Origin of the sequence: Luteimonas notoginsengisoli (assembly GCF_042648885.1) — a bacterium.
Taxonomy (GTDB): domain Bacteria; phylum Pseudomonadota; class Gammaproteobacteria; order Xanthomonadales; family Xanthomonadaceae; genus Luteimonas; species Luteimonas notoginsengisoli.
This window is the reverse complement of the sequence record NZ_JBHRYF010000008.1, coordinates 950,572-964,127: the sequence shown is the minus strand read 5'-3', so window position 1 is coordinate 964,127 and position 13,556 is coordinate 950,572. Positions and strand designations below refer to the sequence as shown.

General features: G+C 69.3%; 11 protein-coding genes. 2 read left to right on the top strand and 9 right to left on the bottom strand.

Annotated features, from left to right (window positions below; all coding sequences use genetic code 11):
• Window positions 1-161: 161 nt before the first annotated feature.
• The 8 genes from ACFOM9_RS12180 to lptM form a co-directional block, all read right to left on the bottom strand.
• Window positions 162-518 carry a hypothetical protein gene (locus ACFOM9_RS12180; RefSeq protein WP_386710936.1) on the bottom strand — a complete coding sequence of 119 codons (357 nt, stop codon included), beginning with the start codon at window positions 516-518 and terminating at the stop codon, window positions 162-164.
• A gap of 307 nt (window positions 519-825) precedes the next feature.
• Entirely contained in the window at window positions 826-5,346 is a 4,521-nt protein-coding gene (locus ACFOM9_RS12175; RefSeq protein WP_386710934.1) for a DEAD/DEAH box helicase, read from the bottom strand.
• A gap of 366 nt (window positions 5,347-5,712) precedes the next feature.
• A complete protein-coding gene (hslU, locus tag ACFOM9_RS12170) occupies window positions 5,713-7,104 on the bottom strand; it encodes an ATP-dependent protease ATPase subunit HslU (protein ID WP_386710931.1) in 1,392 nt (463 codons plus the stop codon).
• 138 nt (window positions 7,105-7,242) lie between these two features.
• Entirely contained in the window at window positions 7,243-7,794 is a 552-nt protein-coding gene (gene hslV, locus ACFOM9_RS12165) for an ATP-dependent protease subunit HslV (protein ID WP_386710929.1), read from the bottom strand.
• Window positions 7,795-8,260: 466 nt separating this feature from the next.
• A complete protein-coding gene (xerC, locus tag ACFOM9_RS12160; protein WP_386710926.1) occupies window positions 8,261-9,151 on the bottom strand; it encodes a tyrosine recombinase XerC in 891 nt (296 codons plus the stop codon).
• A gap of 297 nt (window positions 9,152-9,448) precedes the next feature.
• Window positions 9,449-10,123, bottom strand: coding sequence for a DUF484 family protein (locus ACFOM9_RS12155; protein WP_386710923.1), 675 nt, complete (start codon window positions 10,121-10,123; stop codon window positions 9,449-9,451).
• Window positions 10,120-10,983 (bottom strand): diaminopimelate epimerase, encoded by an 864-nt coding sequence (gene dapF, locus ACFOM9_RS12150; protein ID WP_386710920.1) that lies wholly within the window; start codon window positions 10,981-10,983, stop codon window positions 10,120-10,122. Before dapF ends, ACFOM9_RS12155 begins: the two co-directional genes overlap by 4 nt.
• 3 nt (window positions 10,984-10,986) lie before the next feature.
• The gene (gene lptM, locus ACFOM9_RS12145; RefSeq protein WP_386710917.1) at window positions 10,987-11,268 is read right to left on the bottom strand and encodes an LPS translocon maturation chaperone LptM; all 282 of its coding nucleotides are present in this window, start codon (window positions 11,266-11,268) and stop codon (window positions 10,987-10,989) included.
• Window positions 11,269-11,465: 197 nt separating this feature from the next.
• Between lptM and ACFOM9_RS12140 the strand changes: the two genes are divergently transcribed.
• Window positions 11,466-12,668, top strand: coding sequence for a hypothetical protein (locus ACFOM9_RS12140; protein ID WP_386710914.1), 1,203 nt, complete (start codon window positions 11,466-11,468; stop codon window positions 12,666-12,668).
• 18 nt (window positions 12,669-12,686) lie between these two features.
• Window positions 12,687-12,950 carry a hypothetical protein gene (locus ACFOM9_RS12135; protein WP_386710911.1) on the top strand — a complete coding sequence of 88 codons (264 nt, stop codon included), beginning with the start codon at window positions 12,687-12,689 and terminating at the stop codon, window positions 12,948-12,950.
• A 5-nt stretch (window positions 12,951-12,955) separates the two neighbouring features.
• Here ACFOM9_RS12135 and ACFOM9_RS12130 read toward each other — a convergent pair whose 3' ends face one another.
• Window positions 12,956-13,342: a YbaN family protein gene (locus ACFOM9_RS12130; RefSeq protein ID WP_386710909.1), complete on the bottom strand. Its 387-nt coding sequence runs from the start codon at window positions 13,340-13,342 to the stop codon at window positions 12,956-12,958.
• Window positions 13,343-13,556 lie beyond the last annotated feature (214 nt).

Below are 13,556 nucleotides of genomic sequence, written 5' to 3'. Positions count from 1 at the left end.
AAGTCCTGATGCCACTCGGGCCTTTGTCACCGATGGCCCCGACAATCGGTCTGCTGCCTAACACCTGAGTTAAGCCGACTTGCGTAGTGGAGCCAAACACATGGCAAGCTTTTTCTGCCATGTGTTTGGTGTAACGAAGCAAGTTCGGCTTGAACGAATTGTTAGGCCCCGGACGACAGGTCTTGAATGACGCTATCGCCGAGCCCTGCAAACAGCAAAATCATGAAGCACGATAGCCCAAGCCACAGGTGCTTGCGAGTACTGCGGTACGCAGACAGGAGTACCGGGTCTAATGGCTCACCCAAGTCCATGCCGGTTTGAATGGCTCTGAACAGCTTGTAGGTGCGGCTAGACGTGAAGAAGGACGGCGGCTCTGCGCCGACAAGTTGCACATAAATCTTCGGATGCAGCCGCTGGAACTCCTTGCCGAAATCCTGGAGCGACGAGAAGTACATCGCGTAAAGGGGGATGATGGCAACCAAGGCCAGAAGGAAAATGATTGGTAGGAGTGAGGTCATTGCTGGATAACGGGGCCTAACACCTATTCGACCCCTGAACGGGGGCGTTGCGCCAAGTATGCCGGGGTGGCTTCGCATTTCACAATGGGAATAGTTCTTTCAGATCAAGGCGTTGATCGCCTGGCTTTCGGGGAAAACAGTTCGGGCTTTTGCGATATACGACTAGAGAGAGGTCGTAACAGTTACACCCGCGCTTACGACGTGTAGCAGGCCATCCGAGTCACCACGGACGCGTGCTCACGCAACGACGGTCGTTCTGATCGCGCGGGCGCATTGACAGCCGTAGTCCAAACCCCCGGCGTGTTGTCTACGCTTGGTCTGGCATTGGCGTTCCACGCACCTCTATCCGCCGCAAAGCCACCTTCGCATCGCGCTGCACTTGGATGTCGAGGTCGCCGAGGAATGAGACCTGCCCGGCCGTGGCGGTGGCCACCGGAACGCCATCACGGAACGCGACACGGTTGCCTGGCACGCGCGGCACGCGCTCGCCGGGCAGCAGGCCGCCGAGCAGGTTGGCCGGATCGCTGGCGCTGATGGCGACGATGCGGTCGTCTTGGGGTTGCTTGCGGATGCGGCGCATGGCGGCGACGGCTTCGGGCAGGGCGAACTGTTCGCCGGGGATGCCGGCAATGAAGCGCCCTCCGCGAATCTCGCCGCGGGCTTCGAGGCGGTGGTAGACGCGGATCAGATCGCGCCAGGGTGGCAGCCAGGCAGCTTCGCGCTCGAGCAGGCGCCAGCAGATGACGCCGTAGCGGCGCAGCAGGACGCGGGCGACGTGTTCGATCGCATCCGGCGACGACGACGGCGCAGCCGGCGCGGCGTCCGGGGCCGAGCGCGCGGGCGTGCGCACCAGCGCCCAGCGACCGGCGTCGCGGATGCCGAACAGGGCCGCGCGGCGGCGGTGGCGCGATCCGCCGTCGCGCTTCGACGCGGGTACCAGCAGCGCGCGCAGGCCGGCGAAGCTGTCGCAGTGGACGCGGCCGCGCACCACGAGCTCGGCCAGCGCGTCTTCCAGTTCGGTACGCAGCAGGCGGGTGTCGTCGGCGAGTTCGTCGAAGAACGAGGCGCCGTGTTCGCGCAGGTGGTCGGCCACGCGCTGGGCGCGCGAACCGAGCGCCTCGTCGTCGGCGGGCGCGGGCGCGAGCTGGTTCCACAGCGGCGCAGCGCGGCGCGGCAGCAGCAGCACGGGCGTGGCGCGCAGCGAACCGCCGCGTCCGCCCTCGCCCGGGTTGGGATTCGGACGCAGCCGGGTCCAGAGCACGCGACCGGCGGTGCACAGTTCGTCGAGCCAGAAACTTGCGTAGTCGCGCACGCGGGCCGATAGCAGTTCGCCCTCCCACACCGCGGCCGGCGCCTCGAAGCCTTCCAGCTGCTGCACGACGCCGGCCAGCGCCTCGGGCCCGCTGACGCGAGCGTTCGGCGCCAGGTGCTGCCACTCGAACAGGAAGCGCACGTAGTCGCGCAGCGCCACGGGTTCGATCTCTCGCCGCAGCTTGCCGAGCGTGTAGCGGTGGATGCGCGCGAGCAGGTGCCGTTCGCACCACTCGTCGACCGTGGCGCCGGGGGTGAAGCGCCCCTGCATCGCGTAACCTTCACCCTGCAACGCAAGCAGCGCGGCTTCCAGCTCGCGCACGTCGAGCGCCAGGTCTCCGGCCAGCGCATCGACGGGGGTGGGGCCTAGCGCGGTCAGGCGCGCGCGTAACAGTTCGCGCAACGCGGTTTCGGGGTTCCATTGGATGCGCAGGCATTCGGCCGGCACGACCACGTCCGGTTCGGCGGTGGTGCGTGGATACAGCGCTTGCAGCTGCGGCAGCGATTCGGTCGCGACCCACAGGTGCGCGCTGCGATGTTTGTCGCTTTCAGTGATCGCCAGCAAGGTCGCGCGGCCGTCGACCGACAGCTCGCGCAGCCATCCGGTCCAGCCGTCGTTGCGTGCGGCTTCGCTTTCGGCGAGCGCACCGAGCCCGGTCAGGGCCTCGTGCATCTCGTCGGCACTGCGAACCTGCGGCCAGGCCTGCTCGCGCACGAGCTCGATTGCCGCCGGATCCAGCCGCCCCAGGTCGCCAGCGGATTCGGGATCGGCGTAGCGGCGCGACTGCACGGCCTGGGTGCGCCGTTCCTCCAGCGGCGCGTCGTCGAGGAAGGCGTAGGGCGCAGCGTTGAGCGCTTCGGCCGCCAGCGGCGACGGCGCCGGCAGGTCGCGGGCAACGACTTCGATCGCGCCCGATTCCAGGCCGCGCAGCACGTCGAGCCAGCCCTCGGTGTCCATCGCATCAAACAGGCAGTCGTCGAGCGTCTGCGCGACCAGCGGGTGGTCGGGGATCTCGCGCTCGCCAACGATGTTCTCCAGGCACGCGACCTGGTCGGGGAACACCGTGGCCAGCAGGTCCTCCGACTTCATCCGCTGCAGCTGCGGCGGCGTCTTCTTGCCGCCCTGGAAGCGCGGCAAGGCGAGCGCGGTGGTGGCGTTCCAGCGCCAGCGCACGCCGAACAGCGGCGCGTCGAGCAGCGCCTGCACCAGCACTTCCTGCGCCGACGAGGAATGCAGGTAGTGCGCCACTTCCTCCAGCGCGAAGCTGTGGCTGGTGGAGAGCGAGAGCACGATCGCGTTCTCGGTCGCGGCGGCCTGCAGCTCGAAGTTGAACTTGCGGCAGAAGCGCTTGCGCAGCGCCAGCCCCCAGGCGCGGTTGAGGCGGCTGCCGAACGGCGCGTGGATGACCAGCTGGGTGCCGCCGGAGTCGTCGAAGAAGCGCTCCAGCACGACGCGCGACTGGGTGGGCATCGCGCCGAGGACGGCGCGGGTCCGGGCGATGTAGTCGACGATCTGTTGCGCGGCTTCGCCGGAGAGGCCGATTTCGTCGGTGAGCCAGGCGATGGCCGCGGCATGACGCTGCTGTAGGAGCGGCGAAAACCGCGATCCCGCGTCGCTTGGATCGGCTGAGTGGTCGCGGCTTCCGCCGCTCCTGCAGGGAGGGACTTGGTCCAGGCGCGACGCCACCTCCTCGCGCAGGCGCGCGACGCCGTGCGACAGCTCATCGCTGCGGCCGGGCGCTTCGCCGAGCCAGAACGGGATGTTCGGCGGCTGGCCCTTGGCGTCCTCGACGCGCACGCGGCCGGGTTCGACGCGCAAGATGCGATAGCTCGTGTTGCCGAGCTGGAACACGTCGCCAGCCAGGCTCTCGACCGCGAAGTCCTCGTTGACCGTGCCGATGCCGTGCGCTTCGGGTTCCAGGATGACCGAGTAGTCGCCGCTGTCGGGAATGGTGCCGCCCGAGGTCAGCGCGGCCATGCGCGCACCGCGGCGTTCGCGCAGGCGGTGGTGCACCACGTCGCGGTGCACGTAGCCGGCGCGCGGGCCGTGGCGCGTGGTGTAGCCATCGGCGAGCATGCGCACGACGTCGTCGAAGCGGGCGCGTGTCAGTCGCGCATACGGCGCGGCGCGGCGCACGAGCGCGAACAGCGCGTCCTCGTCCCATTCCTGGCAGGCGGTCTCGGCGACGATCTGCTGCGCGAGCACGTCGAGCGGCGCTTCGGGGATCTTCAGCGCGTCGAGCTCGCCGCGACGCACGCAATCGAGCAGCGCCGCGCACTCGACCAGCTCGTCGCGGCTTTGCGGGAACTGCCGCGCCTTGGGCACGCCGCCGACCGAATGGCCGGAGCGTCCGGCGCGCTGCAGGAACGTGGCGATGGACCGCGGCGAACCCAGCTGGACGACGAGGTCGACGTCGCCGATGTCCAGGCCGAGCTCGAGCGAGGCAGTGGCGACGAGCACCTGCAGCTCGCCGCGCTTGAGCCGCTGCTCGGCATCCAGCCGCAGCTCGCGCGACAGGCTGCCATGGTGGGCGGCGACCACGTCCTTGCCCAGCCGTTCGGCCAGGTGCCGCGCTGCGCGTTCGACCACGCGCCGGGTGTTGGCAAAGACCAGCGTGGTGCGGTGTTCGCGCACCAGCTGCGCGACGCGGTCGTAGACCTGTTCCCACTGTTCGTTGGACATGACCGCCGACAACGGCGTGGGCGGCACTTCCAGGGCAAGGTCGCGCCGCTTGCCGTAACCGATGTCGATGATCTCGCACGCCGCCGCAGGGCCGTCGGCCACGATCTCGCTGCCGGAGCCAGATCCGGGCGTCAGCTCAACCGATCCGGCCTGCGCGGTATTCGCGTCGCCCCCGACGCCAACCAGGAAGCGCGCCACGTCCTCGATCGGCTTCTGCGTCGCCGACAGCCCGATGCGCGTGAGCTTTTCCGGCACCAGCGCCTGCAGCCGCTCCAGCGAAAGCGCCAGGTGGCTGCCGCGCTTGCCATCCGCCACCGCATGGATCTCGTCGACGATCACCGTACGCACGGTGGCCAGCATCCTGCGCCCCGATATGGAACCCAGCAGGACATACAGCGACTCGGGCGTGGTGACCATGACGTGCGGCGGCCGGCGCAGCGCCTGCTGGCGCGCCTTGGCCGGCGTGTCGCCGGTGCGCACCGCGGTGCGGATCTCCACGTCGGGCAGCCCCATCGCGGCGAGCCGCGCGCGGATGCCGGCCAGCGGCGCTTCGAGGTTGAGGTGGATGTCGTTGGACAGCGCCTTGAGCGGCGAGACGTAGACCACGGCAGTCTCGTCGGCCAGGCCCTCGGGCGCGAGGCCACGCCGCACGAGTTCGTCGAGCGCGGCGAGGAACGCGGTCAGGGTCTTGCCCGAGCCGGTCGGCGCGGCCACCAGGACGTCGCGCCCCGCGCGGATCGCCGGCCATGCGGCGGCCTGGGCCGGCGTCGGCCCGCTCGGGAATGTGTCGCGGAACCAGCCGGCGACGGCGGGGTGGAAATCCTGCAGGGGCATGGTGGAAAGGCTAGGGCAAGCCTGGGTAAGAAGGCGCTAAGTCACGCAAGGCGGCTCGGGCGCTGTAGGAGCGGCGGAAGCCGCGAGCTTTTTCTTTGACCGCCCGCTGCAAGGCAATTCCTGCCCTGCCCGTGCAGCGGAATCAATCGTTCCATGTACGCCAAGCCCCGGGGACGCCTCCCGCCTCGAGGTTTGCCTCGACGCTCGATGCATCCCCTCCCGAAGGTGATGGGGTGGGAGGGCGACAACAGTTCGAGCTGATCCCGAAGAAAACTTTAGCCGAACTCTCCTGCGCTACCGCGGAAAGGCAAAAGCATCGGGGCTTCCGCCGCTCCTGCGACGTTCCGATCGCGGGCGGTCCTGCGGTCAGAGGATGTAACGGCTCAGGTCCGGGTCCTGGACCAGTTCGCCGAGATGCTTGTCGACGTACGCGCGGTCTATGACGACACCGTCGCTGCGGTCCGGGGCCTCGAAACTCAAGGTGTCGAGCAGGCGTTCGAGCACCGTGTGCAAACGTCGGGCGCCGATGTTTTCCTGGCGCTCGTTGACCTGCGCGGCGATTTCGGCGAGGCGCTCGACCGCGTCGGGCGCGAACTGCAGCGCCACGCCCTCGGTCCGGAGCAGCTCGACGTACTGGCGCGTCAGCGAGGCCTTGGGCTCGGTGAGGATGCGCACGAAGTCGTCCTTGCTCAGCGCGGACAGCTCCACCCGGATCGGGAAACGGCCCTGCATTTCCGGGATCAGGTCGGACGGCTTGGCGAGGTGGAACGCGCCCGAGGCGATGAACAGGATGTGGTCGGTCCTGACCGAGCCGTACTTGGTGCTGACCGTGGAGCCTTCGACCAGCGGCAGCAGGTCGCGCTGCACGCCTTCGCGGCTGACATCGGCGCCCATGCCTTCGCTGCGCTTGGCGACCTTGTCGATCTCGTCGATGAACACGATGCCGTGCTGCTCGCAGGCCTCGATCGCGGCCTCGCGCACCTCGTCCTCGTTGACCAGCTTGCCGGCCTCTTCCTCGACCAGCAGCGGGCGCGCGGCCTTGATGCTCAGGCTGCGCTTGTGGGTCTTGCCGCCGCCGAGGCTGGAGAACATCTGCCGCAGCTGCTGGCCCATCTCCTCCATGCCTGGCGGGGTCATGATGTCGACGCCCACGTTCGCGGACAGCTCGAGTTCGATCTCGCGCTCGTCGAGTTCGCCGGCGCGCAGCTGCCGGCGCAGCTTGGTCCGGGTGTCGTTGTCGTGGCCCTGCGCCGAAGGCTCGGCGCCGATGTCCACGGTGGTGCTGGCGCCGAAGCCGAAACCGCTGGCAGGGACCGCGCGACGCGGGAGCAGCGCGTCGAGGATGCGATCTTCGGCGCGGTCCTCGGCCTGGGTACGCACGCGCTGCTTGGCCTGCTCGCGGTAGAGCTTGACCGCGGTATCGGCGAGGTCGCGGATGATCTGCTCGACGTCCTTGCCGACGTAGCCGACCTCGGTGAAGCGCGTCGCCTCGACCTTGACGAACGGCGCGTTGGCCAGCGTCGCCAGGCGCCGTGCGATCTCGGTCTTGCCCACGCCGGTGGGGCCGATCATCAGGATGTTCTTGGGCATCACCTCGTTGCGCAACTCGTCGTCGAGCTGCGAACGGCGCCAGCGGTTGCGCAACGCAATCGCGACCGCGCGCTTGGCCTGCTGCTGGCCCACGATGTGGCGGTCGAGCTCCTGCACGATCTCGCGCGGGGTCATGGTGGCGTGGGAGGTGTCGGGTTTGCTGGGCATATTGGTATCGACGTTGATTTTGTGGGAGCAGCTTCAGCCGCGGGCTATTTGCCAGTCACGAGCGGCGGATCAAAAGCTCGCGGCTGAAGCCGCTCCTACAGGGGGTTTCGGGAATCCTGGGATTCCGGGATTCGAGGTTCAGAGTTCTTCGACGACGATGTTGCCGTTGGTGTAGATGCAGATGTCGCCGGCGATCTTGAGCGCCTCGGTGGCGACGGCCTTCGCATCGAGTTCGGTGTGCGCAAGCAGCGCGCGCGCCGCCGACAGCGCAAACGGGCCGCCGGAACCGATCGCGACCAGGCCATCCTCCGGTTCGATCACGTCGCCGGTGCCGCTGACGATGAGCGAGGTGTCCTTGTCAGCCACGGCGAGCAGTGCCTCGAGCTTTCCGAAACGGCGTTCGGTCCGCCAGTCCTTCGCGAGTTCCACGGCCGCGCGCGTGAGCTGGCCGTGCTTCTCGAGTTTCGATTCGAACAGCTCGAACAGCGTGAACGCATCGGCCGCCGCGCCGGCGAAGCCGGCGAGCACCTGGCCCTCCTTGCCCAGGCGACGCACCTTGCGCGCGTTGGACTTCATCACCGTGTTGCCGAGCGTGACCTGGCCGTCGCCTGCCACGACCACATGGCCGTTGCGGCGCACGGAAACGATGGTGGTGGCGTGGAACACGTTGGGATTCTGGCTGGGGTCCATGCGGCCTCCGGGGTCGAACCCAGTGGATGGGGCCGGCGGGGTAGGACGCAACCCCCACCATCGCTTTCGTAGGAGCGGCTTCAGCCGCGCGTTTTTGGCCGCTTCCCTGCGACTGCAAGGGAGGTTGGGAGGGGGGTGGTCCTATTCGCCAATATCCGGAAGACGCCCCTTCCCAATTCTTCCGGCCCGCCAGCACAGCTGGCGTGTGTTCATCGGCGCACGAGCCAAGGCTCAGGGGCAGCGCCTCTTTGCCCTGCCTTCGCCGGGACAGCGCAAACCTCGCGGCTGAAGCCGCTCCCACAAGATCTGACCCGACATCGCGAAGTGCTCTTGGCGGGGCAAGCGCCAAGCGCGCAGAACGACAGGCAGGTCGACCGCAGGGCAAGTGATGCGAAGCCATCCAATGACGTCGCTGGAGCGGGCAGGACGCTTGCGGCTTGCGCCGCTCCTACAAGAAGGACGTGGATCAATCGTCCTTCCTGCGTTTCGCGCGCGGATGGGCGGCGTCGTAGACCTTGGCCAGGTGCTGGAAATCCAGGTGGGTGTAGATCTGGGTGGTGGCGATGTCGGCGTGCCCCAGCAGCTCCTGCACGCCGCGCAGGTCGCCGGAGGATTCGAGCATGTGGCTGGCGAAGCTGTGGCGCAGCATGTGCGGGTGCACGTGCTTGAACATGCCCTGGCGCTGGGCCAGCTGGCTGATGCGGATCTGCACCGCGCGCTGCGAAATCGGGCCGCCGCCGCGGCCCGGGAACACCGGCGCGGCGTTGGGCGCCCCGGTTTCGACATGCCAGGCCTCCAGCGCGGCGCGCGCATGCGAACCGACCGGCACGCTGCGCTGCTTGCTGCCCTTGCCCAGCACGGTCACCAGCCCGTTGCCCAGGTCGAGGTCGCTCCAGCGCAGTGCGCACAGCTCGGACAGGCGCAGGCCGGAGGAATAGAACAGCTCCAGCAGGGCGCGATCGCGCAGGCCGAGCCTGACGTCGGTCGGCACTTCCACCAGTCGCGCGGCCTCGTCGGCGTCGAGCACCTGCGGCAGCTTGCGCGGCGCCTTGGGCGCGCGGATCGCGGCGGCGGGATTGAGCGCGATCCGACCGTGTCGCAGCAGCCACTGGAACCAGCTGCGGCAGGCGGACAGGCGGCGCTGCAGGCTCTTGGGAGACAGACCGCGCCGATGCTCGGCGGCGATGAACGCGCGCAGCTGGTCAGGCTGCAGGGATGCGGGCTCGGTGATGCCCTGGCCCTGCGACCACTCGGTCAGCGCGGCGAGGTCGCGGCGGTAGGCGTCGAGCGTGTGCGCCGACATGCGCCGCTCGACTTCGAGATGGGCGAGGTAGTCGTTGATGCTGGGTGCGGTCATTGCGAGGGCCCACGCCGGCGCTCCGGCGAGGTGGAGCGTATTGCAACGATACAAGCTGCTGGATCCAGCGGCTTTCCCGGGGATGGCCATCGCGCTCGTGGTCGCGCTGCCGCTCTTGTGGGAGCGGCTTCAGCCGCGATGTCTTTCAGCTGGGAACAAAGATCGCGGCTGAAGCCGCTCCCACGAGTGCCGCGGTGGCGCGGTCTACCGTGGAAGCCAGCCAAACTTCCGCCTTTGCCGGAAGCACAGCGCAGTCAGGACTTCCGTCGTCGGACCGCGCCATGCGACGACGATCCGTCAGGCCTCGAACCTGCGCAGCGCGGTCGCGAACGCCTCGCCCATCATCCGCAGGAACAGCGTGCCCATCCCCGGGTAGAAGCGATTGGCATCCCGGCTGCCCACGGCGACCAGGCCGACGCTTTCCAGCGGCAGCAGCGCGGTGGACTGCACCTCGTCCACGCGCGGGCCGTACAGCAGCGCCTGCTTGTCGGGGTGCAGTCGACCGCACAGCGGCTCGCCTTCGGCCAGGCAGTCGCGGAACGGCGCGAGCACCGCATCGTCGCGCGGAATCACCTCCAGCCAGTCGGCATCGTCCAGGCCGTCGACCGGCGCGAACAGCACCACGCGCACCAGGTCGCCGTTGAAGTCCTCGTTGAGCCTGGCGGCCATCGCGCGCACGGTGGCCGCGGCGCTGTCCTGGCGCAGCAGGTTGAGCGTGAGCTGCTGGGTCTGCACCGCGAGGCGCTCGTTCTCCTGCGCGATCGCGTACAGGTCGTGCAGGCGGCGGGTGAGCTCGCGGTTCTTGTCGCGCAGCACTTCGAGCTGGTAGCTGGCCAGCGATGCGGCCGGGCCTTCCTCGCGCGGCACCACCATGCTGATCGCAAGGTCCGGGAACTGCTGCAGGAACTTCGGATGCAGCCGCAGCCACGCGGCGACTTCGTGGGCACCGAGCTTTTCGGCGGTTTGACTCATTGCAACCACTCCCCTTCGAATACGAATGCGGTCGGCCCGGACATCAGGATCTGCGCGCCATCGTCGGGCCATGCGATGCGCAGCTCGCCGCCGGGCAGCGACACGGCGACGTCGCGGTCGATGCGGCGGCGGCGCGCCAGCACCGCCATCGCCGCGCAGGCGCCGCTGCCGCAGGCCAGCGTTTCACCGACGCCGCGCTCGAACACGCGCAGGCGGATCCGGTCGCGCGCCACGACCTGGGCGAAGCCGACGTTGACCGATTCGGGAAACGCCGATGATTGCTGCAGCGCCCGCCCGTACCGCGCCACCGGGATGTCGTCGACGTCCGCCACTTCGATCACCGCGTGCGGGTTGCCGGTCGACACCGCGCCGAAGCGCAGCCGCAGGTCCTCGTCGAGCACAAGGTCGTATTCGTCGCGCTCGTCGTCGAATCCGGCCATGCCGATGGCCTGCGGCGAAAACCGCGGCACGCCCATCGCGATGCGGTAGCGGCCCTCGCCCAGCACTTCCACGGCGTGGGTGCCGGTGGCGCTGTCGAGTTCGAACATGGGCCCCTCGGTTGCGCCATCGCGCACCAGCCAGGCGGCGACGCAGCGCGCGCCGTTGCCGCACTGCTGCGACGGCGAGCCATCGGCGTTCCAGATCCGGTAAGCGGCGACGGCACCGGCACTGGCGGGCGCCTCGACGGTCAGGATCTGGTCGCAGCCGACCCCGGTGTGCCGGTCGGACAGCGCGCGGCACAGCGCCGGCGACGGTTCGGCGCCGTCGCCACGCAGGTCGAGGACCACGAAATCATTGCCGGCGCCGTGCATCTTGCTGAAACGCAGCGCCGATCCCGGTGCAGGAGAACGATCGCCCATCGATCAGTCGCTGTCGCCGTCGTCCTGCGGCAGCGGTTCCGGTTCGGCCGGCGCGTCGGCGTCGTCCTGCGAGCCGGTGTCGTCCACCGCCTCGGTGCCATCGGTCGTGGTGTCGCCAAGCGCGGCGTCGCCGGTTTCGGCTGCGGCAGCGTCCGCTTCGTCGGCGGCGACCGGCGTTTCGGCCTCCTCGGGCGCGTCCGGGAGGACCAGCGGGCCCTTGTTGCCACAGCCGGACAGGGCCAGCGCGGCGGCGATCGACAGCAGGGTCAGGCGTGTGGTGTTCATGGCCGCAGTGTAGCCGCGCGCGGCCGCGGGGCGAAGCCGCGCGGGCAGTCGGAAGGTCCGGCGCGCACCCCGGCGCCCGGGCCGCCGCCATGCCTGAACGCGCAGGCGCGCGGGTTTTCCCTAGCTGCCGCGCGATGCGGACGCTGGCTAGGCTGGCCGCAAGACTCCGGCACCAGGCTGGAACCGGGAAGCAGGCCATGGGCATCGACATCGGCGGCGCACTCGACGGCGCGAGGAACTGGGTCGGCGATCGCCTCGACGACGCCGAATCCGCCAAGGACTGGGTCGGGGGCAAGATCGACGGCGCGGTGCAGTCGGCGGAGGACGGCATCGATGGCTTCCGCGATGGCCTGGTCGACTTCGGCCGCGACCACGGGGGCGTGGTCGGCGAGGCGCTGGCGCAGCAGGTCTCCGACGCGATCGGCGTCACCGAGGGCGTGCTGGTCGGCGCCTACGACATGGGCGCCGGCGTCGTGCAGCTGGCCGACGGCGCCAGCAAGCTGGTCAATCCGCTGGAATGGGCCACCCATGCCGACCGCAACCTGGCGCGGCTCGAAACCGTCGGCCAGACGGCGGTGGCCCTCAACAACCTCGGCAGCCCGGTCGCCTGGGTGAGCAATCCCGAGGGCAACCTGCAGACCGCGCACGCGCTCTGGGACGGCGTCACCGATGGGTATCAGGAGGCGGCAGCCGACGGCGACTGGTCGAAGTTCGCCGGCCGCCTCGTGCTCGACGTCGGCAGCCTGTTCGTCGGTGCCGGCGAGGCCAATGCGGTCATTCGCGGCACCGAAGCGGCGGGCGCGCTGGGGCGCGTCGGCCGGGCCGGCGACGTCGCCGCCGACGTGGGCCGGGTCACCGGACGGCTCGACGACTTGGGCGACGCCGGGCGCATCGCGCGCGGCGCGGACGACCTGGTGCCGCTGAGCAGGACCCAGATCGAGGACATCAGCGCGATCGCGAAGGGCCAGCGTCCGGACCCGTCGCGCTACCTGCCCGAGTCCTACATCGACCAGCACCTGGCGCAATTCGAGGACGGCGCGACCCGCTTCCAGCTGCAGAGCAAGCTCGACAAGTACGGGCCCGGCCAGACCGACGGCACGTCGTTCGTGATCCCGAAGCAGGAGGCCGATCGGCTGCTGGCCGAGACCGCCGGTGATCCCCGCGCGCTCGAGGAAGCGCTGGGCCTGCCCGCCGGCCAGCTCGACGGCGCCGACCCGCTGATGCGCGTGGATTTCGCCGATCCCGGCAAACTCGGACTGCGCATGCCCTCGGGCAACGAGGCCGGTGCGAACGACCTGTGGATTCCCGGCGGCAAGCTGCCCGACGGCAGCTCGGAGGCGGTGATCGACGTCGGTGGCACCGCGGCCTCGCGCTACACTGCCACGCCGGTCGATCCCTGACCCGCGCGGAGCGATGCCTTGAAGTTCAATGATATGTTCGTCAGTCGCGAACTGCGCTTTTCGCTGGGCGTGGAAGAGGCATCGGGGCGCTACTACCTCTCGATCCCGGTCGCCAACCGCATGGTCGACTACGAGGAGTACTACGAGATCGATCGCGCCGCGTTCGAGCGCTACCGCGCCGATCCGGAAGCCGCCAGCGGCTTCCTCGAACGCTGCCGCGGCCGCGAAGCGGACGAGCTGCTGATCCTCAAGCCCGGGCGTGACCGCGGCGTCCCGGCCTGAGGCGATCAGCCGGTCCGATCGGCCGGGGGCTCCGGCCGCAGCCATAGCCAGGTGGCCACGATCGCCATGCACGCGATGCCGAGCAACGCCATCCACGGCCGCGGCGCCGTCCACCACATGATCAGGCCGCAGCCCGTCATCGCGAGCGTCGCCAGGCGCTTGGCGCGCCGGCTCACCGCGCCGTGCGCCTGCCAGTCGACGATCATCGGGCCGAACACGCGATGCGCGAGCAGCCGGCGATGCAGGCGCTGCGAACCGCGCGCCGCGGCGTAGGCCGACAGCAGCACGAACGGCACGGTCGGCAGCCCGGGCAGCACGACACCCAGCAGCCCCAGGCCGAGGCTCACGTAGGCCAGCAGCCACCAGGCCCAGCGAAAGCGGTTCGTGGTCATCGGAAGGTCACGCTCGGTCATCAAGGCTTGTGGGAGCGGCTTCAGCCGCGAGCTTTGGCGTCCTCCCTGCGAAGGCAGGGGGCGAGGAGGCGCTTGCGAATCATTCGTTCAGGCGGCGACGAACGCACGCCAGCCGTGCTGGCAGGCCGGACGGGTTGGGCGCCGTCAGCAGTACCGCGATCCGAGACTCCCCAGCCAACCTCTCCCGTCGTCG